This window comes from Streptomyces sp. NPDC102514 (assembly GCF_055584525.1).
Genome location: NZ_JBVJLW010000005.1, coordinates 543,436 through 569,522 on the forward strand (window position 1 = coordinate 543,436; position 26,087 = coordinate 569,522).

The window sequence follows — 26,087 nt, forward strand, 5'->3', positions numbered from 1 at the left end:
CGGATACACCGTGGCGTACTGGCTGACCCGCTGCACGTTGTGCTGCCCATGAGGGACCAGGGGCACACTGGGGCCTGTGGGTATGTTCCTCGGCGGCAGCGGGGAGGGCGCTATGTTGCTGAGGCTGACTCGACCGGCTTTGGCCTGCGCCCATCTGTCGCGCGCCCATGACTCCGTCCGCGGATCCTCCAGCACGGCCACGGCCCACAAGGGTTTCCATGGCTGCTGAAGGCTCTGCTCGGTCCCGTCGCACCACGTGATCGACGGAGGTTGGTCGTTCCGTTCCGTGTACTGCAGTGCCAGAGTCGCGGACCTGGGCAGCCGTGTCGAGGCGTCGGTCACCGGACCGACCACGCGCGACCTGTCGAACCCGCCCGGATACCAGACTCCCTGGAATGTGCACCACAGAAGATGGTCTATCTCCGACAGGAACAACGTCCCGTCGACCGCGTCCGGCATGTGTTTTCCTTTCGCACACAAGGCTACGAAGCACTCTCATACGGCTATACGGCGGCCGACCACGTGGAGTTCTGTCCCGCCCGGGACCGGGACGACACGTGCCCGGAAAAACGACGGCAGCCTGGCCCGCGTGCGTGGGCCAGGCTGAGGGTTCGCTGAGGGGCTGGTCGGCAGAGGTCTGTCGGTCGGTGACCTGAGGCCCGGTCAGGCCTCGACCTCGACGTACTGTTCACCCTGGTCGTTCTCGACGGTCACGGATTCCACCTGCTCCAGGGGTACGGCGGCGAAGCCGGAGAGGTCCAGGCCCGTCCCCGCGGCTCCCTCACCGGGGCGCCCCACCACCCAGCTGCCCGCGATCTCGCGCTCGCCCGACTTCGACCGGACGACCAGCCGGCACTTCTCGCCGGACCGGAGGCCGCCGACCGTCGCTTCGATCCGGACCCAGCCCGCGGCCGGTGTCAGGCTCACTTTCATCGTCGCCCGCGTCGCCGAGTCCGTCGCCGACCCCGTCCAGGCTCCGCCCCCGTCCCCTTCTGCGGACCGGGACGCGAGTGTGTCGGGTGAGGTGTGCGCCTGCCCGGTGACATACCCGGTGCCGAGGAGCAGCCCCGCGAGGACCGCTGCGGCGAGACCCACCAGCACGCCCCGGCGCCGCCGGTCGACGGCCTCCTCCGCACGCGCCTGACGCAACGTCCGCCGAAGCAGCAGATCACCGTCCTCCGGCGGACCCTCCAGGAAGAACTCAGGTGGCACCTCACCGAGTTCGGCCTCCAGCGCCTTCAGATCAGCCAGCTCCACTCGGCATACCTCGCACGCCTCGATCTGTTCCTCAAGCCCGGACCGCTCACCGGCATCGAGAAGGCCCAGCACATGCGCGCCGAGAAGCCCGTCATGGGAGTGCTCCCGCGTCGTCACACTGCCACCTTCCGCAACTGAACATCACTGCCCGGCCTGCCCGCATACACCTTGCGCAACGCCTTCAACGCATGATGAGCACGGGACTTGACCGTACCCTCCGGAATACCCAACCGCACCGCCGCTTCCGCAGCACTGCGCCCGTGGTAGTAGACCTCCATCAGCACGTTCCGCTGATCGGGCTTCAGTTGGGCCAGCGCCTCCATCAGGACGACCGACTCGACGACGTTCTCGGCGTGGTCCTGCTGCACCGGCACCGTCGCCTCGCTCTCGCCCACCTCCGTCGGACGAGCCGCCTTCGCGCGATAGCGGTCCGCCACCAGGTTGCGCGTCACCGTGATCAGCCAGCCCCGCAGGGACCCCTGCGGGTCGTTGACGATCTCGGGATGACGCCACGCACGTATCAACGTCTCCTGGACCACGTCCTCCGCGATCAGCCTGTCCCCCGTCAGGCGCGTCGCGTACGCCAGCAACGCCTTCCCGTGCTCGGCGTACAGAGCCCTGATGACCGCTTCATGACTTGTGGCTTTTGTGGCACGTGGCCGCAGGATCGCCATTCACTGTCTCCCATGTTTCCCCGCTGGTTTGATAGACACATCGAGCAGTTCAGCCCCGGGGTTCAACGGACGCCGGTGACATGGATCACTCGTCAACCACCCACTGCGGAAGGCCGGTTGTGTCACCCGGCAGTCCCTCGCGGACGCCCGTGGGAGTCATCGGTGCCGCGGTCCCCTCCTGGCTCGCCGAAACGGAGTGAACTCACTTTCCGCGGTGCGCCGTAGGTGTCGGTACAAGGCAGCCGATCCCGACGGAGCACATGGTGACCAACACGTATCCCCGACACCGGACCCCGGCGGAGCGCGGGCTTCCCGCGTCCCGCCGGCGCTTCCTCGCGGTCCTCGGGGCCGCCACCGCCGGGCTGCCACTGCTCGGAGCGTGCGGGACAGGCTCGGGCGGGACGGCCTCGGACCACCGAGGTCCGGTGGGCGGCGCGCTGCCGCGGGTCCGGGTGTCGCAGGCGGCCTCCCCGGGGCGTGGGGTGAAGCGGACTTCCTTCCCGATCACCGCGGTCGGTGTCACCTGGACCGGGTCCCCGCACGGGGTACGGCTGCGGCTGATCGACCGGAGCGGCAGGCCGGGCGACTGGCAGGACGTCACCGCCGGTTGCCCGTGCGGCAAGGACCCCGACATCCTGCGCACCAGGTCGACGGCGCCGCCGCACCGGGCTCTCGTACCGGCGCGGGGCAGTTACGGCTATCAGCTCGACGTCGACGCCGGGGTGAAGGTCGTCGAGGCGATCGCTATCGACGCCGGGCGGCTCGGACGGAAGGGGCGCACCACGACGCCGGGTACCCCGTCGAAGTCAGCCGCACCGTCCGGGTCCGGCGTCGCCTTCCCGCCGCCCGGGCTGCTGCTCCGCGCGGACTGGGGTGCCGACGAGGCGAAGCGCCTGGCCGCGGACGGGAAGCAGTCCTCGCCCACCCGCTTCACCCCTGTGCAGGCCATCACCGTCCACCACACCGCCACCCCCGTGGACGACCCCGATCCCGCCGCCACCGTACGCGCGATCTACGAGCAGCACGCCGTCTCCAACGACTGGGGGGACATCGGCTACAACTTTCTGATTGACCGTCAGGGAATGATCTATGAGGGCCGGTTCAGCGGCACGGACGGTGTACCCGCGCACAACGCCGACGACAAGGTCGTCACCGCGTTCCACACCTTCGGCTTCAACCCCGGGAACATCGGCATCGCCCTGCTCGGTGACTTCGAGAAGGAGAAGCCGTCGGCCCGGATGCGGGACTCCCTCGTGCGGCTGACCGCGTCCCTCGCCGCTCGGCACGAGCTGGACCCGCTGGCCGGTGTCACCTACGTCAGTCCCACCAGCGGCAAGTCCACCGAGGGTCCCGCCCTCGGCGGCCACCGGGACTGGACGTCCACCGAATGCCCTGGGGCCGCCACCTATCTGGACCTCACGGACGTACGCGAGCGAGCGGCCGAGCTCATCCGCTGACCGCCTCCCCCTCCCCTCTGCCTACCTCTCCCCCCTCCACCTCCGCCGACCACCACACGGGCGTGGCCCGACGGGGAGCGCCGTCGTGCGCCAAAGCTCGGCCCGGTCCGGACACCCAAGGAGTGATCATGAGTTGGACGTTCATGGGGTCCGGCGGATCGGGTCAGCCGGACGCCGAGGAGAGCCGGGCCGACCACCGCACCCAGGTCCTCGCCCTGCACGCCTACGTGAGCCGCCTGCTGCGGGGCGATCCCGTCCGGGCCGAGGACATCGTCCAGGAGACGCTGCTGCGCTGCTGGCGCGCCCACGGCAGCTGCGGGGACGGCGACCTGCGGCCCTGGATGTTCCGGGTCGCGCGCAACCTCGTCGTGGACAACTACCGCGGCGCGAGGACACGCCCCCGGGAGGTCGACAGCGAGGGGTGGCGGGAGTACGACGCGAGCGTGGGTGGCATCGAGGAGGGCGTGCTGACGGCCATGGTGGTGCGTGCGGCGCTCGCCACGCTGTCCCCGGCCCACCAGCGGGCCCTGTTCGAGGTGTACTACCGTGACCGCAGCCTGGAGGAGGCCGCCCAGGTTCTGGGCATCCCGAAGGGCACCATGAAGTCCCGTGTGCACTACGGCCTTTCGGCCCTTCGGAAGTCCCTCACCCGTCAGTACCACGAGGAGCCGCCCGCCGCGTCGCCGGACGGCCACCGGTGATACGGCGCAACAGGGCCTCCGCGGGACCGTATCGCCCACGTACCGACGGATGTGCGCTGAGCGCGAGTTGAGTGATCCACAGGAGCATGCAGCCGCAGGCCAGGGCGGCCGGGCCGACGGTGCCGTAGCGGGCGAGGCCGTAGCCGGTGAAGACGAAGGCCAGCACGGCGGACTGCAGGAGGTAGTGCGACAGGGTCGTACGGCCAGCCGGTGCGATCGCCGCGGCGATCGCAGGGCCGTACCTGCCGTGCAGCAGTGACAGCAGTGCGGTCGCGTAGGCAGCGCTGAGCACGGGCGCGGTGAGGATGTCCACCGCCTGACCGAGGTAGTAGTAGCGGCCGTCGAAGGAGCCGCTGCCGCACATCGCCGTCAGGACGCCGCCCGGCAGGCCGAACACGAGGCCCGCCATGAGCAGGCGCCGCCGGACGGGGGAGCCCACCGTGCGGCGCGCGGGGTCCAGCGATCCGCTGCGGCCCGCGGCGAGGCCGGTCAGCATGGCGGCGAGGAGGTGCGGGCCGTAGAGGAGCGCGCCGGTGAACGCCTGCCGACAGGCGGCGAGGTTGGCGTGCACGACCGAGCCGATGCTGCCCCGGTAGGCCGCGGTCTGCCGCGCTTGGAGCGCCGGGTCGAAGACCTGCCCGGCGTCGTCGAGGTTCAGCACCAGGACGCCGACGACGACGAACACCCCGAACAGGAAGGCGACCAGGGCGCCAGCCGTCCACAGCAGGGCTCGTGGGTCCAGCCTCCGCAGCGCGTAGAGGAGCGCGCCGAGAACGGCGTACGTCATGAGGATGTCGCCGGGGTAGAGCAGGACGGCGTGGACGAGGCCCAGCAGGAACAGGCCCAGCAGGCGGCGGGCATGGCGACGGGCGAAGGGCACGCCGTCGCGGGCCGCCGCCTCCTCCTGAAGGACGAAGCTGTAGCCGAACAGGAACGCGAAGAGCAGATAGAACTTGGTCGTGAACAGGGCCGTGACCAGCCAGACGGCTGTCCGGTCCCACGGCGCCGCGGCCGGGCCCGCCGTCAGGCTCCAGGCTCCCGCGAGCACCGGGGCGTTGACCATGCAGATACCCAGCAGAGCGAAGCCGCGTACCACGTCGACCTGCGGAAGCCGGAGCGCCTTCCCCGGCGGCGGGACTCGTCGGCCGCCCGGGGGCATGGGTGGCGTGCTTTCCCGCGGCCGGGACGGGGGGTACCGGTCAGCGGGTGGGCGGCGGACGTCATCGGGGTCGCTCGACGCCAGGGGTGACGGGAGGGCGGCTCGCCTCCGGGTGTTCCTCATGGCAACCACCTACGGCTGGGTCACCTTCCGCGGTTCACTCACCGCCCCCGGTACCCGGGCGGCGGGAGCGTCGTCAGGCAGGCTTCCCCTCCCCCGGGCCCGGTTCGCCGAGGCGGCGCAGTGCGGTGCGGACGGACTCGGCGTCGGGGTGGTCGAGTTCTTCGAAGATCTCCAGCGCCTCGGTCCAGGCACGCCGCGCGTCGCTTGAGCGACCCGCGCTCACGTGGGTGTCGGCCAGGCGATTGAGGCTGCCCGCGATGAACCACGGAAGATCTCGGTGGCCGCGGTACAGCTCCAGCGCATTGTGGTAGGCGGCGACGGCCGCGTCGTACTCGCCGAGTCGGTGGTGGGCGTGGCCGACGCTGTTCCAGGTGTGCGCCGCGTGGATGTTCTCCCCGAGGCCGAGCCACCTGTCCAGCGACTCCCGGCACCGGTCGAGCGCCTCACGGTGGCGGCCCAGGCGGGACAGGCTCCAGCCGACCGCGTTGAGAGCGGCGGCCACGCCGGTCCTGGCTCGCTCGTCACCCGGGTCACGGCGTTCCTGGGCCTGGTAGAGCAGTAGGGCCTGCCGCGAGGCGTCCAGGGCCGCTTTCACGTCCTCCTGCTGATCGGCCACCCAGGCGAGGGTCACGTAGCACTCCGGGCGGTCTCTTCCGCCGTCCGCCACATCGAACAGTTCGATGGACTGTTCGATGTGGTTCCGTGCTTCCTGGAGCTGTCCGAGTCCGGCGAGGGCGACACCCAGGCCATGGTGTGCGTCGGCTTCGGCGGCCCGGTCACCCAGTCGGCGTGCGGCGTCGAGTGCGGCAAGGCGCAGGGCCCGCAGGTCGTGCCAACGTCCCCGTTCATGCACGTGGTTGGCCATGCACCAGGCGAGTTGCCAGGTGTGGTGATCGAAGTGGTGGGCGGTGGCGGCCTCGACGGCCCGGGTCAGCACCAGGAACTCGGCGCCGATCCAGACCTTGGCGCCGTCCGTGTCGGCACCGAACTCCTCAACGGGTACGCCCTCGGCCGCCGGCTCCAGTTCGATGAGCCGCCGGGCCGGGTTGAGCAGCGCGACGGCCCGGTGCGCGGTGTGCAGATAGTGGTCGAACATGCGCCGACGGGCCGCGTGCAGCTCAGTGGCCGGTTCCCGCTCCTCGGCCAGTTCGGTGGCGTAGGCGCGGAGCAGGTCGTGGGAGGCGTAACGGCCTGGCGCGGTCTCGGTCAGCAGATGGGCCCGGAGAAGTTCGGCGAGCGGCCGGCGAGTGCGCGGAAGGCTGAGTCCGGCGAGTCCGGCGGCGGCGGACAGGGTGGCGTCGGGTCCGGGGTGCAGGGCGAGCAGCCGGAAGAGGCGGGCCGCGTCAGGTGTGAGCGCGTGGTACGACCAGGAGAACACCGTTCGGACGTCGGCCAGGGCGTCGCCGTTCTCGAAGGCCTCCAACCGGCGTGTGCTGGAGCGCAGTTCATCGGCCAGCGCGCTCAGCGGGAAGGCCGACCGGATGGCCGCGCGGGCGGCGGCGACCGCGAGCGCCAGCGGCAGACGGGCGCACAGGTCGATGATGGCGTCGACCGCTTCCGGTTCGGCCGCCACGCGGGCCGGACCCAGGCGTCGGGCCAGCAGCGCACGGGCCTCCGGTACGGAGAGCACGTCGAGGTGGATGGGGACGGCGCCGTCGACGGCGACCAGACCGGAGAGCTGGTCGCGGCTGGTGACGATGACCAGGCAGCCGGGCTCCCCGGGCAGCAGGGGTCGGACCTGCGCGGCGTCACGGGCGTTGTCGAGCAGCACGAGCACGCGCTTACCGGTGAGGAGGGTGCGGTATCTGGCCGCGAGCGCGTCGGTGCCCTGGGGCAGCGCCCGCGGGTCGGCGCCCAGGGATTCCAGCAGGGTGCGCAGCGCGTCCTCGTGGCTGACGGGCAGGGTGACGGGTTCGAAGCCGCGCAGGTTCAGATGGAGCTGCCCGTCGGGGAAGCGGTGAGCCACCTGCCGCGCCCAGTGCACCGCGAAGGCGGTCTTGCCGACACCCGCCATGCCGGCGACGGCGCCGACGACCGCCGTGCCTCCGGCGGACAGCTCCCGAACCATCTCCAGTTGGGTCTCACGTCCCACGAACACCGGTAACGGAGACGGCAGTTGGGCGGGGACGACCGAGGGTGGCGCGCAGGCGGCGGGCGCGGACCGCTGGTGCGCGGTGAGCAGGCCGGGGTCGGCCCGCAGGACCCGCTGGTACATGGTCTGAAGCGCCGGGCCTGGGTCGACCCCCAGTTCCTCGGCCAGCAGTAGTCGTGCCTCGCGGTAGCTGTCGAGTGCGGCAGCCTGCCGGCCCGAGCGGTACAGGGCGTGCATCAGCAGTTCCCTGAACCGCTCGTCCAGAGGGTGCTCGGCGACCAGTTCGGTGAGGTCGGCCACGGCCTCGGTGCAGGAACCGAGGTCCAGTTCGGCCGTGATGCGCCGCGCCTGCGCGGACAGCCGCAGTTCGTCGAGCCGCTGTCGCTGGTTCTGCGCGTACTCGCCGCGGATCCCGGCCAGCGCGGTCCCCCGCCACAGCCGGAGCGCGTCGTGCAACTGCTGTGCCACGCTCGCCGGATCACCCGCCTGCCGCGCCCGTTCGGCGCCGGCGAGCAGAGCACGGAAGGTGCTGAGGTCCGTCCGGGCCGCCGAGGTGGGCAGTTGGTAGCCGTCGCCGACGGAGCGGATCACGGACCCGGTGGTGGCGTCCTCGGGTTCGACGGCCTTGCGCAGCCGGTGGATGTACGTTCGCAGAACGCCGGCCGACGAAGCGGGTGGCCCGGCTCCCCATACCGCCTCGGCTAGTTCGGCCGTACCGACCTGCGCGCCTTCGGCGAGGAGGAGTGCGGCGAGGACCGCCCGCTGCTGAGGCGTGCCGAGTTCAGCCTCCTCGGCTCCGCGCCAGCCTCTGACAGGACCCAGCACACTGAACCGCAGCTCGCTGCCCAACCGGTCTCCTCCTCGCATGTTCCTCGGCCCGCAGCACGGCGGTCAGGGTCTGACACGAGTCCGAGCGGCAAGCTCCGACTGCCGCGGGGCGAGGCTCCTACGGAGTGCGCTGCGCCGGGACACCGAACTCTAGTACGCCAGCCGCGATTCTCCATTTACCCTGCCCACAGGGCCCTTTGAGTCTTTTCGGCTCGGTGAAGTCGAGGTCCGTCGGGGTGTGGGCGAGGAGGTACGGCGATCTCCACGGGGTGCCAGGATCCGCCAGCTTGCGGCAGGCCGACGCTCAGCGGCGATGGATGGGATCCGCGCCGTCGATAGTGGGCAGCCTGACCGCGGCCCGGTCGTAGATCCGTGGCTCATGACACATGGAGAAACACGGCTGGATCACGAAGTAGAACCTGCTTGGTGGAAAGCCTTTCACCGCCGACAAGGCGGTCGACCGGAGAGACGTCGAGGAACCGTGTCCCGCGTCGGCCGAACTACGCGACCTCCATTACGTCATGAGCGTGCCGGCGGTTCAAAAATTCCAAACAGGATTCTGATTGAACCCTTCACTGGCCTCCGGCGTAGCTACATTCGAAAGCATAAGATCGTGAACAGTGGAGGACGGAAACATGAGTGGGAACTCTGCGGACGACGCCCTGGCGGCTCAGTTCCGCGCAAGTGACGCGAAGCACGACGCGCTGCTCGAAGCCGCGTACAAGGCCAGTGAAGCGGCCACGAGGCGGGTGGCGGACAATGCACAGTTCCAGCAGTCCGCAGACCCACGGACCAGGCAGATGGTGAACCAGTACGTGTACGGCACTGCTCACCATCCCGCCACTTCTCCGAGTCAGAAGCGCTGAACCGACGGATGTAATGAGCCTTTTCGGCGGCCTTTCAGAAGGCAGCCGAAAAGGCTCCGCCGACTGTACCGAGCCCCATCACATCAGGAGCAGAATCCATCCAATCAGAGCGGGCGGCAGCGTACGGCGCACCCGAATCGGACCTCAGTCCGTTCTGGGCCGCCCTTTCCGTGTCTGCTTCTCCGCACTCTCGACGTCGAACACTGACTTTCCTTCGGTGACCTGGCACTCCAGCAGGATTTCGCTGCCCGACCTGGTGGGGGCGAGGCGGCTGAAGTATTGGACCATTTCGTTCAGATCAGTCGACCGTCGGTCCGGTCATGCCGTTGGCTGACGCGCAGTGGGCGTGGACCGAGCCGTTGCCCCCGAACCGAACGCCGAAGCGAGATGGCCACCGGCGGGACCTGCCAACGGCTTGACCGGCGCGGTCGCCTTCGACTCCAGGCCGGTACCCGATGGGTGTTCCTGCCGAAGAACCACGGCAACTGGCCAGACGTCTGCAATCGGCTGCGGATGCTTGACCCGAGCAGGGCAGGACCACGCACGAGGGCAGGACACGCGCGTGCCCTGCCTTCACTCACGTCGTCGAACGTCAGGAAACGGGTAACCAGGCCGCCAAGCGCTTCGCGATGACCGGTACATCGATGTCGTCCTGCGCAACGTCCTCGACGAATGGGCCGGCAATGGAGACGGGCGGTGGGGCGGTGCTGGCACTGACGCCGTTGAACCGCAGGAAGACGCGCATGGCGAGCCAAGCGGTGCGCTTGTTGCCGTCGATCAGTGCGTGGTTGCGGGCGACGGAGTGCAGCAGTGCTGCAGCCTTCTCGTGCAGCGTGGGATAAAACCCGGTTCCGAACACGTTCGCCTGGGGCCGTTCGATCGCTGACACCAGAAGCCCCATGTCACGCACGCTGCGCTCCGTACCGTTGACCGTACGGGCGATGGCCAGGATTTCGTCGAGCTGGATGTAGCGCACGTCGGTCACTTCAGGTAGTCCAGGATCTCCGCATCGCTGTCCATGAGCTCGACCAGAACGTCATCGACCTTCAGCTCGGCCCGGTCCTGGGCGTCGCGGATGGCCTCGATGGCGAGTTCCTGCTTACTGCGGCCCTCCCGACGAGCCCGCTCGGTGAGCTTCGCGTCAAGGTCGTCGGGCAGTCGAAGTGTCATCGCCATACGGCAATGATACCTGACTGGTATCTGCGTGGCGAGGTGAGGCGATGTCAGCCACTCAGAGTTTTGACGACCGCGCAGTCCTTTGTGGCTCTGGCGGGCCACGTGCTCGGTTCCAAGGTGCGCGCGACGAGGTAGCGGCACGGACCGCCGCTGGCAAAGCGCAGTCGGATCCCCGAACCGGAGCCCTTGCCCCCTATCGACGGCTCCACACCGCGCAGCCCGGGGCCGGAGAGTTCCGCGAGGTTGAGGCTTCCTGTACTCAGCGTCATTTGAGCGTCGAGATTCTGCATTCCTCATCGCTACGTCGCCCGCGAGATCCACAGCCGACTCCTTCCGCTGGCGAAAATAGGTCGACCCGATCACCTGGAATGCAAAGCGGCAGTTCAGAGGCCCTTTTCCGTAGGCTCAAGAACAGCCACGCACTCCACGTTCGCCGTCATCGAAAAGACATCAGCCTGAGCAAGATGTGCAAAAGACCAGGTGAGAGCAGCTTTCTCAGGTCACCGAGGGGCATGAGGGCACCCAGAGCGTCACATGAGCGTCACGACGGCCGGATCAGCTCGCTCAACCAGCCGCTTCGACCAGATCCGCCGAGAGGACGTCGGCCGCCAGTTCCTCGACCGGAGATTCGCCACTGGTGGTTCACCACTGACAGTTCGTCATTGACAGTCCATAACTGACAGTTCGTCACCATTGGTGTGCGCCTAGGCGGTCATGTCACTCCGCGGCTGTCACGCCCCGCTTGCGCAGTCCGGTGCTCTCATCGGCGCGGCGGATTCCCTGAACCAGGAATGTGCGTGCCGCGTCCGTCGACGACCAGTCTCCCCCGAACGTCCGCCGACGCCACCGGCCTAGGTCCTGTCGTCACATTCCCGACGTCCGCCCGCAGGGCGGGCCGGGCGGCGTCTGGTGCGTGCTCTGGGGGTCCCCCCGGCCGGAGGCCGGGGGAGCGTGCCAGGCGTCGCCCGGCAGACGGGAATGTGACGACAGGGCCTAGCCCCGGTCAGGAATCCTCTGCCCCCTCCAAGGGGTCTGCTCCTCCACCCCACCCTGGCGGCCGGTGCGTCTCGCACGGCAGCGCCCAGTCGCTCCTGCGTACCGATAACCGTCGTGCCCAGCGGCCAGAAATTGAACGATTCAATTTCCGACTTTACTAAATACCTGCACGCATATTGACCTGTTGGAGCCCCGAGCTCTAATCTCCCGGCAACTTGATTGAAACCTTTCACAGATCGGGGAACGCTGTCATGTCCCGAGACCTGCCACGACGAAGACTTCTGCAACTGGGCGGCGCCGTCGCGGCTTCCGTCATCCTGACCCGGCCGGGTCCGGCCTCGGCCGCCCCCGGGAGCGCTGCCGCGAGCGCACGGTCGACCGCACCCACCGGCATGTTGGCCGATCTCCTGCCGCAGGGGCTCGGAGCCGACACGGCAGGAGACCTCCGCTTCAGCTGGCAGGTGCCGGACCTGGGCACCGGGACGGTGCAGCAGGCGTATCAGCTCCAACTGGCCTCCGCACCGGACGGGTTCGCCGACGGGCACTTGGTGTGGGACTCGGGCAAGGTGACGGCCGCCGATTCCGTCGCCGTGTCGTATGCCGGGCCGTCGCTGGAGGCCCGGACCGCGTACTGGTGGCGGGTGCGCAGCTGGACGAGGACGCGCTCCGCGTGGTCGACGCCCGCACTGCTGGCGACATCGATCGAGGACGAATGGGTGGCGGAGCCGATCTGGGCTCCCGCAGGAAAGACCATCACGGACGGTACGTTCACCGCCCGCCTCAAGATCACGTCCACGGCTGCCGGCCTGTGGTTCCGTGCCGCGAGCGTCTACGACAACTACATGTGGCAGTTGCGGGCCGGCAGCACGGGCGTCCTCCGCAAGCACGTCTGTGTGGACGGGACGTACACCGTGCTCGCCGAGGTGCAGCTGCCGTTCGCCGTCACCCCGGGGGAATGGGTGGACCTGTCCGTCGCCATGACCGGCTCAACCTTCACCACCACGGTGAACGGGACCGTCGTCGACACCACCAGCGACACCCGTTACACGAGCGGAAACGTCGGTCTGCGCAACGGCTCCACCGAATCCCAGCTCTACGACCGGGTCTCCTTCGTCGGCGCGGACGGCACCGTCCTGTTCGATGACGACTTCAGCACCGACGCGGGCATCTTCGCCGGGGGAACGGTCACGAACGGGGCGCTCACCTTCCCCGCCGGAGCCTCCTCCCTCTATTCGTCCTCAGGCCAGGACGACACCTGGGCGCTGCTGCGCAACGAGTACAGCCCGGGCGAGAAGGACATAGCCGCCGCCGTTCTCTACCTCGCGGCCACTTCCCCGTCCCCGACCCGGCAGTACGTGGCGAAGGTGTGGAGCAACGGCAGCGTGGTGGCCTATGCCTCGGTGCGCTCGGGCGCCGGAGTCGCCTACCAGGTCTTCGACATCACGGACACCGTCGTCTCCGGCGAGGCCAACGCTCTGGCCGCGCTCTGCTACACCACCTCGACACAGAAGTTCCTCGCCCAGCTGGAGATCACCTACGCCGACGGCTCCCGGGACACCTTCGGGTCGGGCGGTGACTGGAGAGCCCGCCGGCAGGACGGCCTGCTGCCCGCGAAGGGCAGCGCGGGCACCGGCAACTACACGGCTCCGCAGGAATACTGGGACCTGCGGCACGAGCCGGTCGGCTGGACCGAGCCGGGATTCGACGAGGGCGACTGGGAAACTCCCGCATCCCGCGGGTCGGTCGATGGTCTGGTCCCCGCGCTGATCGAACCCGTCCGTCCGCACGACGTGACGCCGGCCTCCGTCACTGAAGTGGCCGCAGGCCGCTGGCTCGTGGACCTCGGCAGGGAGATCGTCGGCGGCCTGGCACTCCAGGTGACCGGCGTCTCAGGAGCCACGATCGAAGTACGTCTGGGCGAAGAGCTGAATTCCGACGGCACCGTCAGGCACACACTGCGCGCCCGCAACACCTACCGCGAGGTGTGGACCCTGCGAGAGGGTGCCCAGCGCTTCGAGCACTGGGGCTACCGCGGTTTCCGCTGGGCCGAACTGCGCACAACCCTCGACCTGTCGCAGGCCGTTGTGACCGGACGCGCCTGGAAGGTCGACTGGGACGACGCGGACGCCTCCTTCAGCAGTTCCGACCCCGACCTCGACCGCGTCTGGGAGCTGTGCCGGTACTCCATCGAGGCGACACGTGGCGACATCTACGTCGACACCCCCACCCGCGAGCGGGCTCCCTACGAAGGGGACGCGCTGATCAACCAGTTGTCCGAGTACGCGGTGCAGCGCTCCTACGCACTGGCCCGCTGGTCCAACGACTACCTGGTGCGCAAGGGCACCTGGCCCACCGAATACCGCCTGTCGCCAGCGATCTCCGCGTGGGAGGACTATCTCGCCACCGGGGACGACCGGCAACTCGCCAAGGACTACGACCTCCTCGCCGCGAAGAACCTCACCGCCTACCTGGGCGCCGACGGTCTGGTGCACAAGGGACCCGGCTCCGGCGCGGCCCCCACCGACATGGTCGACTGGCCGGCGACATGCCGCGACGGCTACGTGTTCACCGACGTCAACACCGTCGTCAACGCCTTCCAGTACGCGGCCTTCGAAGCACTGGCCAACTGCGCGACCGCACTGAAGAGAACGGACGACGCCGAACTGCTGCGGGAGAGGGCCGACGCCCTGGCTGCGGGCATGACCACCGCCTTGCTCGACACCGCCGCCGGCCAGTTCCTCGACGGCGTCGGGACCACCCACAGCGCCCAGCATGCCACCGCCTTCCCCGTCGCGTTCGGTGTCGCCGACTCCCTCCCCGACGACCTGCGCCAGCGTCTCGGCGACACACTGGCCTCAGGAGGGATGAAAGCCAGTGTCTACGGATCGCAGTTCCTGCTCCAAGCTCTCTTCCGGCTCGGCCGCTCCGACGCGGCGATCGGGCTGATGACCTCGACGGCCACGGCTTCCTGGCTGCACATGCTGGATCAGCTGAAGGCCACGATCGTCACCGAGGCATGGGATCCCTCACTGAAGTCCAACATGAGCTTCTCCCACGCATGGGCTTCCGCTCCGGCCAACGCGATCGCCCGGTATGTGCTCGGCGTCCAGGTCAGCGAGCCAGGGGCGGCGGAGTTCCTGATACGGCCGAGGACCGGCGCGCTGACCGACGTCGTGGGAACGGTACCGTCCGTGCGGGGGCCGGTCTCGGTATCCGTACACCACGACAGCACGAGCCACGTCACAGCGGTGACCCTGCCACCGAACTCCCGGGCCATGGTGGAGGTGGAGATCGCGGACGCCGCCCCCGAGACCTACCAGATCGAGGCCAAGGCCCCCGGAGGCGCAACAGACGCCGTGGTGCAGCAGATAACGGACCTCACGGGAACAGTACTGAGGATCGGGCCGGTCGGCTCCGGAACCATGACGGCCAGAGCCCTTCAGACCTCCTGACCGGGACCGGCCACCCGGGCCGTTAGTGAGCTACTCCCTCAGGAGATTACGTCTCCTGGACGGGCGGGCAGGGCATGCCCGCGGTGGCACGCTGGAAGTCTCCGGCCTCGACGGACGCGGCGATGGCCGGGAACGCGGGGACCGGGACTCCCCCTGACCGGTCCCCGCGCGAGGCGCCCTCCTGGCGGGGCACGGCACGCGGGAGCTGCCCCGCCCAACACGCCAGGAGGGCTGACGGCTGGAGCCGTGCCGTCGGCGATGCGGCTCCAGCCCAGCTCCGGCAGACAGTCGACCACGACGCAGGGACCGACAGTCTGCGGTGCGGGCCGTTCACACATCACATGCCCGGCGAGGCGCCGGGCAATCCCACGCAGCGCTCCCCCGAGCGACAGCGGGGAGGGCAGGATCCACACCGTGCCCGCCGCCCTCCGTGGCACTCACTGCGCCGCGCGGACGGGACCGTCACAGACGGGCAGGCCCTCAGGACCGTCCTCACCTGAATCTCCACCCGCCGCGCACCGTCCGACGGCACGACGGCACGACGCGGAGAGCGTGGACCGGCCGGAGTGGCCGACACCTGGCCGCCCCACCGGGCGGCGGTCCCAGATCCCCGACCGGGCACACCGGCACATACGGCCGACGCAGGGTCGTCTCCCGCGGCGCACCCCGGCATACTGTCCCGGTGAGTGCGCCGTCCTCTCCCGACCCCCGCCGATCCGCGCTGCCCGCCACGGTGTTCGACGTGATGGGCGACCGCTACGCCCGCGGCGGTGCATGGGTGATCACCATCCACGGTGAGCTCGACCTGAACACCCTTTCCCCCCACCGCACCAGACTCCTCGAAGCCGCCGCGGCCATGCCCGTCCTGGTCCTGGACCTCGAACACGTCGTCTTCACCGACTCGGAATTCCTCAACCTGCTGCTGCAGCTCCATCGCAGCACCGACCTGCGCCTGGCCGCGACACCCCCGAACGTGGCCCGCCTGCTCGACATGACCGGCACCGACGCCGTCCTCCGACAGTTCCCCACCGTCCAGGACGCCACCGACGCCCCATCGCCGCCCCGCCCGGGTGTTCCCCCACAACGCTGACGCCACAGCAGCCGGCCGAGCCGTCAGGTCCGACCCACGGCCTGTGTCCGGGCAGAGTCAGCGGGCGTGGTCGATGACGTTGCCGTTCGAGCAGTTGTTGCGGTGCTCCCCCGTCCAGTCGGCCAGCGCGGGAACCACCGCCAGCTCCTGCATACACACGTCCGCAGCAGTGAAGTTCCCGCTGCCGGCGGCGTTCGCGCCGGGCCCGAAGTTGCTGTCGTTGTCCGCGACGGCCGGCGAAGCCATCCCTGCAGCGGCCAGCGTGATGGCGGCGACACTCATGATCTTCTTCATGACCGGGCAACGACCATGGCCACTCCGGGGACACGCGGGACCAGCCCACCGCCACACCCGCGTTCGCACACACGGCGCAAGCACACTGTCAGGCCGCCGATGCGGGGACGACTGCGCCAGGCTCTGCCCGGCGGGTGTGGGCGAGAGGCGCGGAACTTCGCGGTGCGCTTTTCGTTTTCGTCCTGCGGAACGATCGGGAACCGGGCCGCGGTGTCTCCGTCGTGCTGGGGTGCGGGTCGATCTCCGCCCTGATCGATAACAGGACATCCGCCGGGCGCTGCGGGCCGAGCCGCGACCGTGCGAGCCGGCCCCGTTCCTCCGTGCGCCGAACAATTGCCGTGCCGGGACGGTCGGGCGTCAGACGCATCCGGTCGACACGCTGAACCGACTCGCAAACGATGGGCATCTCATCATCCTTCAATGACTGTCCGTATTGGATCTAGCACATGGAGTGACGCCCTCCATATGGTCGTAGCGGCACCAACGCCGTCAGACCTGGAGGATTCGTGGCTCGTTTCCGCAAGCACCTGGCACTGCTGGGTTCGACCGTCGCTCTCGCCGCGGGCGCCCTCGCCCCCGTACAGCTCGCCGGCGCGCAGCCCGCCGCGGCGGCGTCCTACGAGTGGGTCGCTCTGGGTGACTCCTACACCGCCGGGGTCATCCCGGCCGCCGGTGACGTCTTCGAATACCCCCGTGACGGCTGCGAGCGTACCGACCGGTCCTACCCGCAGGTCATCGACCGGGACTTCGGCTCGCTGATCGAGTTGACCAACGTCAGCTGCGGCGCCGCCACGATCCAGGACGTCACGTTCAGGGCCCAGCAGCCGATCGGCCACAGCGTGCCGGGCTTCCCCGAGGACCCGGACTACCCCTTCCCTCCCGTGCCGCCGCAGTCCGAGGCGGTCAAGCCCGGCACCGACGTGATCACCGTCGGAGTGGGCGGCAACACCCTCGGCTTCGGCGACATCCTCTTCAAGTGCCTGGAGCTGGGCGGTGGCAGCGGCGGCGTGGGCACGCCGTGCAAGGACGACCTGGCCGCGAGCATCCCCGGCAAGCTGAACCAGGTGAGCCGCGACTACGACCAGATGCTCGCCAAGCTCCACGAGAAGGGCCCTCACGCCAAGATCCTGACCGTCGGCTACCCCACGATCATCCCCAGGGATGCGTCGAAGTGCCGGTACAACGACCAGCACCAGTTCCTCTCGATCACCCAGGGCGACCTGGACTGGCTGCGCGAGGACGTCCTGGAACCCCTCAACAAGACCATCGAGAAGTCGGCCGACGGCCACAGCTCCACCACGTTCGTCGACCTCTACGACTCGTCCCAGAACCACAGCGTCTGTGATACCGGCAAGTGGGTCGAGGGCATCTTCGACCACGACGACCGGCCGTCCCTCGTCCACCCCAACGCCCGCGGCCACCGCAACGCCGCCGACCACGTCGCATCGGCGATCCTCAACGCCATCGCCCCGCAATAGCCCGCACCCGACGGCGAACTGCCTCCGGCCTGACGGCCGGAGGCAGTTCGTGTCCCGGCCACAGGCTGTCAGCCGCGAAGCCGGAGCAGGACGACTCCCAGGCACTCCTCTGCGTCGACGGCGGCCAGGTCATCCTGCACTCCCGGCGCGGCACACCGCCGGCGTCCGCCTTCCCCGAGGTGGTAGCCGCCACCTGCCTCGACCCGACGCCGTGCAAGGCTTCGACGGGCAGTGGCCCGAGCCAGGGCGAGGACCCGGTCCGCGTCCACGGCAAGAACTCCGCCGGACGGGCAGGCCACCGTTCCCGGCGGCCTACGCCGGCCCTGTCAGCGGTTTGCCGGTTCGGAGTATGGCTGACGGCGCCGGTCCCCCGCCGATCGTGCCGCAGGCACTCCCCCCGGACGCGGTGCCCGGCGTAGCGCTCGTAGTCACAGGCCTCCTTCGCAACGCGAGCGTGCCGGGAGGCCCCTCACAGGACGGCCCTGGTGTCCCGGGTTGATCACGAAGTCACTGATCTGGCGTGACGGGAGCAACCCCGCCGCCCGTGCCGGGGTTGTGGCGGGCATGAGCCGGCACCCGCACCAACGTGACGAATACACCTCCGGTGTGCGAGCCGAACTCCTCGGCGCCTACTGGCAAGACAGCCCGTCCTCGTGCGTCACCGACTGCCGCTGGTGCACCGAGATGCAAGAAGCCGGCGACGCCGCGCACGAAGGCGGTCCCCACGTTCCCGAGGACGCCGTCGGGCCAGCTCCCGCCACCCCTCCCCGGAGCGCCACGGGTAGGGACGGCAGTGCCACCGGACCGTGCGCCACGGGTGCGAACCCCCAACAGGAATGACGCGTCGCACCTGTGCTGCGGGCCGTGGTTTCAGGAGCCGGCGCGCAGGACGGTCGACACCGTCGCGGCGATGATCGTGAGGGTGGCGGAGACGATCAGCACCGCTCTCGCCGCGACCGTCCAGCGGCCTGCGCCGGAAACGGCAGCCATGGTCTCTGCCGTCCGTCCGCGCGGGGGAGACCTGAACTCCTCCGTCCCCGGACGGACTTCGGCGCATCTGTGCTGCCGTACTCCACATGCCGTGCAAGCGGCCTGAGCTGCGCGGCACGCCGGGCACCTGGATTTGGAGGCGAACAGTCACCGAAAACGCTCATGACCGTTCAACGACCACTGCGGCCAACCGGCTGGCCCCTCACCCGTTTGCCCCACCGTGCACGCCCGGAAAGCGCTCTGCCCCAGCAACAGGGATCACGAACGGGGTTCGCACGGGAGCCTTGCTCGAGCCGAGACCGCCAGACCGTTCCCGGACAAGCGCCGGCCCCCTCTGGCACGCACTACAGGCTCGGACCGGTGGGACAGTGCACGTCGGGCCGCTGCCGCACAGGTGCGGCGACGGCCGGAGTGCGCGAGGGAATCCGAGACTCCCCCGGGCTCAGACCTCGCGCGGGGCGCCCTGTGCCCCCCATAGGCAGTCATGATCCAACGATTGACGACGGCCGCCCTGGTGACCGGGCCGTCTCCGGCTTCTCCCTGCCCTCGGTACAGGCCGACACCCCGACCGTGGCTTGACATCGCGGCACCGGACATCCGGTCCATCCAAGAACTTCTCCCACCCCGGTCACTACAGGTCACGGCTGTGGTCGAGGTGTAGGTCATCTCGTAAAATCGAGATCGCCCAGTTCATACGGGCTTCTGGTGCCGAGGTCGATGAGGAAGGGGACGACAGTGACAGCCGACGCCACGTCTGCCGCTCCTGATGCGGTGGAGGAGCACACAGCACAGCAAGTGGAAGAACTTCGGGACGAGAATGCGCAGTTGCAGTGGGCGGTGCACTCGCACGCGGTGGTGGACCAGGCGATCGGCGTCGTCATCGCCGTGGGACGGCTGACGCCGGAGCAGGGCTGGGAGGTGCTGCGGAGGATCTCCCAGCACACCAACGTCAAACTGCGGACCGTCGCGGAACATGTGGTCGACTTCGCCCGCACCCAACAGTTGCCTCCCGAACTGAACGCCGAACTGCAACGCCAGCTCGTACACGCCGCTCGAAGACCCGAGCCCGGCCGCAACAGCCCGGGATGAACGGGTGACCCGGTGGTCTCGGGGATCCGCGAACCGCCCCGGAGAGTCGCCCGAGTGTGCGCCTGGGACGCTTTTGCGCAGCGGCACCGGCCCGCCCTTGCCCGAGCCGTTCCTCCGCCGGAGTGCCGCCGTGTCCGGCATGTGCGCAGGGAGTTGCGCTATCGGCCTGCCCGTCACGCTGAGGAGCACGCGCCGCAGCGCGTCGCCCGCTTCATTTTTCTGCCGCCCCCTGTCTCTGCGACAGCGCGGAGGGAGCGCTCAGTCTCCTGATCGCTTCCAGGTAACGGCGGACCAGCTGCGTGCCCACCGGGCACCGCCGTCCTGCGCCGTGCGGGCACTCGCGGCAGGCACGCAGATGCTCCACGTAGGCGTCGTACCTGCTGCGGACAGCGGGTGTCAGGATGTCCATGTGCATGTGTGTCTCCCCGCGAGACTCACCGCCGGCACACTCTCGCATGCCACCTTCCGGCGAAATCCAAGCATATGCCGTAAGCACCGCGCTCGTACCCTCAACCGCGGACCGCGGGTACGTGACCCAACCACCGTATGGGCGCGGGAGATTACGTCTCCTGGACGGGCGGGCAGGGCATGCCCGCGGTGGCACGCTGGAAGTCTCCGGCCTCGACGGATGCGGCGACGGCCGGGAACGCGGGGACCGGGACTCCCCCGGACCGGTCCCCGCGCGAGGCGCCCTCCTGGCGGGGCACGGCACGGGGGAGCTGCCCCGCCCAACACGCCGGGAGCGCTGAGGGCTGGAGCCGTGCCGTCGGCGATGCGGCTCCAGCCCAGCTCCGGCAGACAGTCGGCCACGGCTCAGGAACTGGGAACCTGCAGCGCGGGGCGACTGCCCGACGCCAACGGCTCTCAGCTCACGGGCGAAGGCCGGGCAGTCGGCATACGGGGCCGCCCCCAGAGCCCGCCGCGTGCGGTGACCACGGGTGGTGCTGAACAGCGCTGCCCAGCGCTGCGCCCGGACCACTCGCCGCGCCGCGCGGGCGGGACCGTCGCAGACGGACAGGCCCTCAGGACTGTCTTCGCCTGAATCTGAACCCGTCGGGCATCGTCCGACGGGACAATGGCGGGGCGCGGAGACCGTGGGCGGGCCGGAGTGGCCATGTACCTAGTCGTCCGGAGGTGGGCGGCGGTCTCAAGGTCCCCGGACCCCGGACTTGCGTGCCTGGCCGCACTGCAGACGCGCCGGGCAAAGTAGCGCGCGGTCGGGAGGCCGACCCGGCCGCGCGTGGCCACGGACACACCGGCAAACCTGTACGGCAGTCGGGCGGCCTGTCGGGGATGACACCGCGCGCACGCCACCTGCCCCACGCCGACTTGAGCAGTCACGGTCCCCGGTGTGACCAGGTCACCGTCTCCGTACCGGCCCCCTCCCACCAGCCTCGGTGTCCACAAACAGAATCCCCGACCAGGCAGCCGGACCTGCGCCGATACGCACCTGTTGAATCCGGCGGGGTTACCTGATGTCTCGTTCCACGACCGTTCCCTGATGCAGTACTTGCTGCTCTACCCGATGCCGGGCCGACCGGCCGTCAGCGGCCGATCCCCACAATGGTGCCGCCGTGGGGACCGCCCCGACCGGGCACAGGTACGTCAACAAGGCTGCGCCCGTGCTCCGTGGGTGGGGTGCGCCGCCTGACCTCCTCCGGCCGGGCCTGCGGTGTTCAGTCGGCGGCGCGGCGTGGTGCGTGTTCCAGGAGGGTCTCGGCTGCCGCGCGGGCGTGGCGGCCGTAGTCGGGGTCGTTGAGCACCATCGCGCGGCTGGAGACGCCGTCGGCGAGGGTGACGAACTGTTCTGCCAGCAGGTCCGGTTCGGCGATGCCCAGTTCGTCCATGAGGCCCGTCACCAGGGTGAGCATCACGTGCTTCTGCTCGCGTGCGAAGTGGTGGACCCGGCCGGCGGGGTCGGGGTGTTCGACCGCGGCGCCGATGAACGGGCAGCCCCGGACGACCCCGTCCGGCCACGGCCACACCGTGAACATCGCCAGGAGCCGGTCGCGGGGCGGGAGGTCGGTGCGCCTCAGCGTTTCGAGCATGGTCATCCCGGACTTCAGGAGCTGGTCCAGTTGGGCCAGGACGAGGTCCTCCTTGGTGGGGAAGTGCGCGTAGAGGGTCCGCTTCGACACCGGGGCTTCGGCCGCGATGTCCTCCATCGTCGTCGCGGCGATGCCCTGTCGCGCGAAGAGGCTGACCGCGGCGGCGAGCACCCGTTCCCGGCCGCCCCGCCCGGCCCGGCGTACCGGTTCGTCACTCATACACCGAAGTATACGTCAGCGTTTACATGACGCCGCGGCCTGGGCTACGCTCCACCGAGTAAACGCATACGTATACCTAAGGAGAGAGCGTGACCACGATGACGAGTGGGCTCCCCCGTGCCGCGGAGCAGCTCATCCGAGGCCGGCGCGCGACGCGGGCGTTCCTGCCCGAACCCGTTCCGGCCAAGACGATCGAGGCCGCCTTCGCACTGGCCGGGGCCGCGCCGTCGAACTCCAACACACAGCCCTGGCAGGTCGAGGTGGCCAGCGGGACCGCACGGGACACGCTCGCCGAGGCGCTCACAGCCGCCCATCGGGCAGGGCGACGGACCGTCGACTTCCCCTTCAGCGAGGACACCTTCACACCGGCGCACCAGCATCGGCGCGCGGCGATGGGCGCCGCCCTCTACGGGGCTCTCGGTATCGACCGCGACGACCATGAACTGCGCGCCGCCTACGACCTCCAGAGCCTCAGCTTCTACGGCGCACCCCACGTCGCGATGGTCTTCGCACCGGATTCCGGCGACCCGCGGCTGACCGCCGACGTCGGCATGTACGCGCAGACGCTGCTGCTGGCCCTGAACGCCTACGGGGTGGCCAGCTGCCCCCAGGCACTGATGAGCTTCTTCGCCGACACGGTGCGCGAGACGCTCGGCGTCACCGGCGGAAAGCTGCTCTTCGGCATCGCCTTCGGTTACGCGGACCCCGCAGCCCCGGTCAACACGGTTACCGTCGGCCGAGAGCCCCTGGAGAAAACGACGCGCTTCCACCACTGACCAGACAGCCCCGGTGCCCGGGTGTAGGTCCAGGCCTGGGCGATACAGACACCGGTGGCGACGGGGTGATTGAGCTGGGGGCACAGGATACCTTCGGCGATGGCGACGCCGGCTCCGCCGATCGTGGCGATGGCGTCCTTGGTGACCTCGGTCTTCGACCTCGTCACGTAGAACCTGCACTCGAAAGTCAGGTGCAGGACACCGACTTCAGGGTGCAGAAATGCCTTCTGGTCGAAGCGGCGCACCGCCGCCTCGTGGCGCTCCCGCAAAGCCCGGAATTCCTCGCTGCGCTCCAACAAGCCGTGAACCAAATCGGTGACATCGGCATCACCCCCGCGCCGTGCGAGAACCGCACGCAGATCGCTGTCGTGCGCCAGAGAATGCCGTGGCCGGTCCGCCTCCGAGAAGCAGGTTCGCAGGGCAGGCTCGGTGAACCACCGCCAGACGATGTTCGCCGAGCGGCCGGCACCACCGCGCCCACCGGTCCACCGGTCCACCCCAAAGTGGTCACGGCCAGTGTGTTCTGCCACGGCATCTCGCCCGGATCGCTGACGACGCACGCCGGGACATCGTCAAGCCGCTCCAGCAGACTCATCACGCCAGGCCGTACGTACCCGCCCGAACAACGGACCGGGGCGGAAAAGCCGGCCAGGTGGTGCAGGTGATCACGCTCGTCGAGATCGCAGCGCGCGGGCCAGCGATGCCACGACGGCCTCGGAGGAATTCGCGCCGCGGCACTGTTCCAAGCGGGCGCAATAGTCCGTGGAGATGTTCGCCGGCTGGGCTACCTCGTCACGACGCAGACCCGGCGTACGCCGTCGCACGGCCTCAAGCAGACCTACGTCGGTCGGGCGCAGCAACTCCCGGCGACGGCAGAGGAAATCAGCAAGGCTCGCGGCCGTCGATCATGACTCCAGTAGACCTCCGCTCCGCCCGCCCCGGACAGTCGTCAGCCGCGGACAGCCTGTCCCCGGCTGAGACTCCACCCACTCTGTGCTGCTTATCTGCACCGGGCAAGCAGATCCGCCCACTTGATGAAAGCGGAAAAACAACCGCAGCGCCCCGCCGGCCGGGGCCACGGGGCTTCGCCCCGAGCCCCCGATCGGGCCCGCCCTGACCGCGCCCTCGGGCCAGCCCGACCGGTGCCCGCAGCCCGGACCGACAGGCGAGCCGGACGCACCTGGCCGTCCGCCACTCCTCTCGTACGCCCCAGGTCGCGCAGCGGTGACCGTTCGGTTCCGGATGAAGGCCTCGTACGCCAGGCGGTGTTCCTCGATCCCGTCTGCGAAGGCGGAGCGGCATTCGTTCCAGCCGGTGAGGGCGCGGATCCCGTCGGAGCCGACCCACTGCCAGAAGTGGGCCAGTGCGTGCACGGAGCCCGTCGGGACGGCTTCTTCGGTGTCGGAGAACTCGGTCTTCAGGCCGTGGACTGTGTGACGGCTTCGCCGGTCTCGCGGGCCGTCTCGTGCCTGCGGTCGGGAGTCGGTCGTGCACGGTTTGTGGACCGTGGTCGTCAGCAGTCGTCGAGGGGGGCGGTGCCGTCGGGATCGGCGTGGCGGGCGAGGTTGGTCTCGATGCGGCCGAGGACGGCGAGGACCTGGTCGCGTTCGGTATCGGTGAGTCCTTCGCCGGCTCGGGTCTCCAGGTCGAGCCAGATACGTCCGACTCGTTCGCGCAGGGCGAGGCTGGCGGCGGTGGGCTCGACGAGCATGGAGCGTCGGTCGGTATCGGAGGGGACGCGGCGTACGAAGCCGGCCTGTTCCAGGCGACGGACGGTGCGGGTGACGGTGGGGGCGTCGGCGCCGAGGACCTGCGCCAGGTCGACCTGGCGCATCCGGCCGCGTTCCCACAGTTCCATCATGACGAGTTCCTGGGCGGGGTGGAGTCCGACCTCACGCAGGAGCTGGCCGGCGAGCATGCGGTGGAGACGGGCGACGCGGAAGACTGCGCGGCCGAGCTGCCCATCATTCGTGGGGCAGGCGCTGTCCGGGGTGTCGGGGGTGGTCGGCACGGGGCTCCTCCTGCGGTGACTGCGTGGGCCGCGTCCAGTGTGGGGGACGGGGCCGGGTCCCTGCTCGGCGCCCTGGCCCCGTCTCGGAGGGGATCAGCCCAGGGCGGGGTAGTCGGTGTAGCCGGTGTGGTCACCGCCGAAGGACTTCGAGCGGTCGGGGGTGGCGAAGGGGCCGCCGCCGGCCAGGCGGGCCGGCAGATCGGGGTTGGCCATGAACAGGGCGCCGTAGGCGATCAGGTCGGCGGTGCCGTCCTCGATCAGCTGCAGGGCGTCGGGGCCGGTGGGCTCGTGGCCGGTGAAGGGGTTGAGGATGAAGGTGCCCGGCCATGCCTTGCGCAACGGGGCGACGAGGTCGGCGGCGTCGGGAGCCTCCATCTGGTGCAGGTAGGCCAGTCCGAGCGGGGCGAGCTGTTCGACGAGCGCGGTGTAGGTGGCGTCGGCGGCGTCGCTCTCGTCCATGTCGTTGAGCGGGTTGGCCGGGGAGATCCGCAGGCCGACCCGTTCGGCGCCGATCGCGTCGGCGACGGCCTTGGCGGTCTCGACGGCGAAGCGAGTACGGGCCAGCGGGCTGCCGCCCCAGGCGTCGGTGCGCTGGTTGCTGCCGGGGGCGAGGAACTGGTGGATGAGGTAGCCGTTGGCGCCGTGTAGTTCCACGCCGTCGAAGCCGGCCTCTACCGCGTTGCGGGCGGCGGCGGCGAACTCCTCGATGGTGGCGCGGACCTCGGTGTCGGTCAGCTCGTGCGGGGTCACGAAGTCCTGAGGGCCGTCGTGGGTGTAGACCTGCCCGGCGGCGGCGATCGCGGACGGTCCGACCGGGGTCAGGCCGGACAGGCCCGGGTGGCCGACACGGCCGGTGTGCATCAGCTGGACGAAGATCGTGCCGCCTGCGGCGTGCACCGCGTCGGTGATCCGGCGCCAGGCCGTCACCTGTTCGGCGGTGTGCAGGCCGGGGGTGTCGGGGTATCCCTGGCCGACACGTGAAGGCTGGGTGCCCTCGGTGATGATGAGGCCGGCACCGGCGCGCTGCGCGTAGTAGGCCGCCATCAGCTCGGTGGGGCTCTGCCCGTCCCCATAGGCGCGGCTGCGCGTCATCGGCGCCATCACGATGCGGTTCTTCAGGCGGATGCCGCCCAGCTCGTACGGCTCGAACGCCTTCGACATGGTCCCTGCTCCTCAGATCGTCCGGCAAGGCCGGGGTCTCACGGTGGCTGCGGCCTGACCGGCCGCCACCAAATACCGTACTTGGTTGTTCGAACAATCAAAGTTGCGCTACCATTCCGGCTTCGGAAAAAGTGCATGCCGAACGGCATG

Annotated in this window: 20 protein-coding genes; 8 read left to right on the forward strand and 12 right to left on the reverse strand. The window is 69.5% G+C overall.

Annotated features, from left to right (window positions below):
- Window positions 1-663: 663 nt before the first annotated feature.
- On the reverse strand, window positions 664-1,374 hold the full coding sequence (locus tag ACZ60E_RS16700) for an anti-sigma factor (RefSeq protein ID WP_469441121.1): 711 nt from the start codon (window positions 1,372-1,374) through the stop codon (window positions 664-666).
- On the reverse strand, window positions 1,371-1,931 hold the full coding sequence (locus tag ACZ60E_RS16705) for a sigma-70 family RNA polymerase sigma factor (protein WP_469441123.1): 561 nt from the start codon (window positions 1,929-1,931) through the stop codon (window positions 1,371-1,373). The genes ACZ60E_RS16700 and ACZ60E_RS16705 overlap by 4 nt, the downstream gene beginning before the upstream one ends.
- A gap of 260 nt (window positions 1,932-2,191) precedes the next feature.
- Here ACZ60E_RS16705 and ACZ60E_RS16710 point away from each other — a divergent pair, with 260 nt between their 5' ends.
- Together ACZ60E_RS16710 and ACZ60E_RS16715 are read left to right on the forward strand one after the other, a co-directional pair.
- Window positions 2,192-3,388 (forward strand): peptidoglycan recognition protein family protein, encoded by a 1,197-nt coding sequence (locus ACZ60E_RS16710; RefSeq protein WP_469441126.1) that lies wholly within the window; start codon window positions 2,192-2,194, stop codon window positions 3,386-3,388.
- A 128-nt stretch (window positions 3,389-3,516) separates the two neighbouring features.
- Complete coding sequence (locus ACZ60E_RS16715) at window positions 3,517-4,089, forward strand: sigma-70 family RNA polymerase sigma factor (protein WP_469441128.1); 573 nt, start codon at window positions 3,517-3,519, stop codon at window positions 4,087-4,089.
- On the opposite strand, the gene ACZ60E_RS16720 is transcribed toward ACZ60E_RS16715, so the two are convergent.
- Together ACZ60E_RS16720 and ACZ60E_RS16725 are read right to left on the reverse strand one after the other, a co-directional pair.
- Window positions 4,034-5,152 (reverse strand): DUF418 domain-containing protein, encoded by a 1,119-nt coding sequence (locus ACZ60E_RS16720; protein WP_469441132.1) that lies wholly within the window; start codon window positions 5,150-5,152, stop codon window positions 4,034-4,036. The genes ACZ60E_RS16715 and ACZ60E_RS16720 overlap by 56 nt on opposite strands.
- 292 nt (window positions 5,153-5,444) lie before the next feature.
- Window positions 5,445-8,312, reverse strand: a complete 2,868-nt coding sequence (locus ACZ60E_RS16725) for an AfsR/SARP family transcriptional regulator (RefSeq protein ID WP_469441134.1) — start codon at window positions 8,310-8,312, stop codon at window positions 5,445-5,447.
- A 614-nt stretch (window positions 8,313-8,926) separates the two neighbouring features.
- On the opposite strand from ACZ60E_RS16725, the gene ACZ60E_RS16730 reads away from it, so the two are divergent.
- The gene (locus ACZ60E_RS16730; RefSeq protein ID WP_469441135.1) at window positions 8,927-9,157 is read left to right on the forward strand and encodes a hypothetical protein; all 231 of its coding nucleotides are present in this window, start codon (window positions 8,927-8,929) and stop codon (window positions 9,155-9,157) included.
- 592 nt (window positions 9,158-9,749) lie between these two features.
- Here the strand turns inward: ACZ60E_RS16730 and ACZ60E_RS16735 are convergent.
- Together ACZ60E_RS16735 and ACZ60E_RS16740 are read right to left on the reverse strand one after the other, a co-directional pair.
- The gene (locus ACZ60E_RS16735; RefSeq protein ID WP_469441137.1) at window positions 9,750-10,142 is read right to left on the reverse strand and encodes a type II toxin-antitoxin system death-on-curing family toxin; all 393 of its coding nucleotides are present in this window, start codon (window positions 10,140-10,142) and stop codon (window positions 9,750-9,752) included.
- Window positions 10,139-10,333 (reverse strand): ribbon-helix-helix protein, CopG family, encoded by a 195-nt coding sequence (locus ACZ60E_RS16740; RefSeq protein ID WP_107021548.1) that lies wholly within the window; start codon window positions 10,331-10,333, stop codon window positions 10,139-10,141. Before ACZ60E_RS16740 ends, ACZ60E_RS16735 begins: the two co-directional genes overlap by 4 nt.
- A gap of 1,247 nt (window positions 10,334-11,580) precedes the next feature.
- On the opposite strand from ACZ60E_RS16740, the gene ACZ60E_RS16745 reads away from it, so the two are divergent.
- Together ACZ60E_RS16745 and ACZ60E_RS16750 are read left to right on the forward strand one after the other, a co-directional pair.
- A complete protein-coding gene (locus ACZ60E_RS16745; RefSeq protein WP_469441138.1) occupies window positions 11,581-14,781 on the forward strand; it encodes a family 78 glycoside hydrolase catalytic domain in 3,201 nt (1,066 codons plus the stop codon).
- A 682-nt stretch (window positions 14,782-15,463) separates the two neighbouring features.
- A complete protein-coding gene (locus tag ACZ60E_RS16750; protein ID WP_469441140.1) occupies window positions 15,464-15,871 on the forward strand; it encodes an STAS domain-containing protein in 408 nt (135 codons plus the stop codon).
- Between the two features lie 57 nt (window positions 15,872-15,928).
- Here ACZ60E_RS16750 and ACZ60E_RS16755 read toward each other — a convergent pair whose 3' ends face one another.
- Window positions 15,929-16,165: a hypothetical protein gene (locus tag ACZ60E_RS16755; protein ID WP_469441142.1), complete on the reverse strand. Its 237-nt coding sequence runs from the start codon at window positions 16,163-16,165 to the stop codon at window positions 15,929-15,931.
- A 506-nt stretch (window positions 16,166-16,671) separates the two neighbouring features.
- Here ACZ60E_RS16755 and ACZ60E_RS16760 point away from each other — a divergent pair.
- Together ACZ60E_RS16760 and ACZ60E_RS16765 are read left to right on the forward strand one after the other, a co-directional pair.
- Window positions 16,672-17,643 carry an SGNH/GDSL hydrolase family protein gene (locus ACZ60E_RS16760; protein ID WP_469441144.1) on the forward strand — a complete coding sequence of 324 codons (972 nt, stop codon included), beginning with the start codon at window positions 16,672-16,674 and terminating at the stop codon, window positions 17,641-17,643.
- A 1,785-nt stretch (window positions 17,644-19,428) separates the two neighbouring features.
- Window positions 19,429-19,722, forward strand: a complete 294-nt coding sequence (locus ACZ60E_RS16765; RefSeq protein WP_469441147.1) for an ANTAR domain-containing protein — start codon at window positions 19,429-19,431, stop codon at window positions 19,720-19,722.
- Window positions 19,723-19,933: 211 nt separating this feature from the next.
- Here ACZ60E_RS16765 and ACZ60E_RS16770 read toward each other — a convergent pair whose 3' ends face one another.
- Window positions 19,934-20,137, reverse strand: a complete 204-nt coding sequence (locus tag ACZ60E_RS16770) for a hypothetical protein (protein ID WP_469441149.1) — start codon at window positions 20,135-20,137, stop codon at window positions 19,934-19,936.
- A gap of 1,261 nt (window positions 20,138-21,398) precedes the next feature.
- On the reverse strand, window positions 21,399-21,989 hold the full coding sequence (locus ACZ60E_RS16775) for a TetR/AcrR family transcriptional regulator (RefSeq protein ID WP_469441151.1): 591 nt from the start codon (window positions 21,987-21,989) through the stop codon (window positions 21,399-21,401).
- A gap of 98 nt (window positions 21,990-22,087) precedes the next feature.
- Here ACZ60E_RS16775 and ACZ60E_RS16780 point away from each other — a divergent pair, with 98 nt between their 5' ends.
- Window positions 22,088-22,765 (forward strand): nitroreductase, encoded by a 678-nt coding sequence (locus ACZ60E_RS16780; RefSeq protein ID WP_469441224.1) that lies wholly within the window; start codon window positions 22,088-22,090, stop codon window positions 22,763-22,765.
- Here the strand turns inward: ACZ60E_RS16780 and ACZ60E_RS16785 are convergent.
- The 3 genes from ACZ60E_RS16785 to ACZ60E_RS16795 all read right to left on the reverse strand — a co-directional run bounded on the left by ACZ60E_RS16785 (window position 22,684) and on the right by ACZ60E_RS16795 (window position 25,937).
- Window positions 22,684-23,295: an MmyB family transcriptional regulator gene (locus ACZ60E_RS16785; protein WP_469441153.1), complete on the reverse strand. Its 612-nt coding sequence runs from the start codon at window positions 23,293-23,295 to the stop codon at window positions 22,684-22,686. The two genes, ACZ60E_RS16780 and ACZ60E_RS16785, sit on opposite strands and share 82 nt — an antisense overlap.
- A gap of 983 nt (window positions 23,296-24,278) precedes the next feature.
- Window positions 24,279-24,776 carry a MarR family winged helix-turn-helix transcriptional regulator gene (locus ACZ60E_RS16790; RefSeq protein WP_469441155.1) on the reverse strand — a complete coding sequence of 166 codons (498 nt, stop codon included), beginning with the start codon at window positions 24,774-24,776 and terminating at the stop codon, window positions 24,279-24,281.
- Window positions 24,777-24,869: 93 nt separating this feature from the next.
- Window positions 24,870-25,937, reverse strand: a complete 1,068-nt coding sequence (locus ACZ60E_RS16795; protein ID WP_469441156.1) for an alkene reductase — start codon at window positions 25,935-25,937, stop codon at window positions 24,870-24,872.
- Between the last annotated feature and the right edge of the window lie 150 nt (window positions 25,938-26,087).

Coding starts and splice junctions, on each gene's coding strand:
- ACZ60E_RS16705 (WP_469441123.1), bottom strand. CDS start 1,931: ATGGCGATCCTGCGGCCACGTGCCACAAAAGCCACAAGTCATGAAGCG.
- ACZ60E_RS16710 (WP_469441126.1), top strand. CDS start 2,192: ATGGTGACCAACACGTATCCCCGACACCGGACCCCGGCGGAGCGCGGG.
- ACZ60E_RS16715 (WP_469441128.1), top strand. CDS start 3,517: ATGAGTTGGACGTTCATGGGGTCCGGCGGATCGGGTCAGCCGGACGCC.
- ACZ60E_RS16720 (WP_469441132.1), bottom strand. CDS start 5,152: ATGGTCAACGCCCCGGTGCTCGCGGGAGCCTGGAGCCTGACGGCGGGC.
- ACZ60E_RS16730 (WP_469441135.1), top strand. CDS start 8,927: ATGAGTGGGAACTCTGCGGACGACGCCCTGGCGGCTCAGTTCCGCGCA.
- ACZ60E_RS16740 (WP_107021548.1), bottom strand. CDS start 10,333: ATGGCGATGACACTTCGACTGCCCGACGACCTTGACGCGAAGCTCACC.
- ACZ60E_RS16745 (WP_469441138.1), top strand. CDS start 11,581: ATGTCCCGAGACCTGCCACGACGAAGACTTCTGCAACTGGGCGGCGCC.
- ACZ60E_RS16755 (WP_469441142.1), bottom strand. CDS start 16,165: ATGAAGAAGATCATGAGTGTCGCCGCCATCACGCTGGCCGCTGCAGGG.
- ACZ60E_RS16770 (WP_469441149.1), bottom strand. CDS start 20,137: ATGCACATGGACATCCTGACACCCGCTGTCCGCAGCAGGTACGACGCC.
- ACZ60E_RS16775 (WP_469441151.1), bottom strand. CDS start 21,989: ATGAGTGACGAACCGGTACGCCGGGCCGGGCGGGGCGGCCGGGAACGG.
- ACZ60E_RS16780 (WP_469441224.1), top strand. CDS start 22,088: ATGACGAGTGGGCTCCCCCGTGCCGCGGAGCAGCTCATCCGAGGCCGG.
- ACZ60E_RS16795 (WP_469441156.1), bottom strand. CDS start 25,937: ATGTCGAAGGCGTTCGAGCCGTACGAGCTGGGCGGCATCCGCCTGAAG.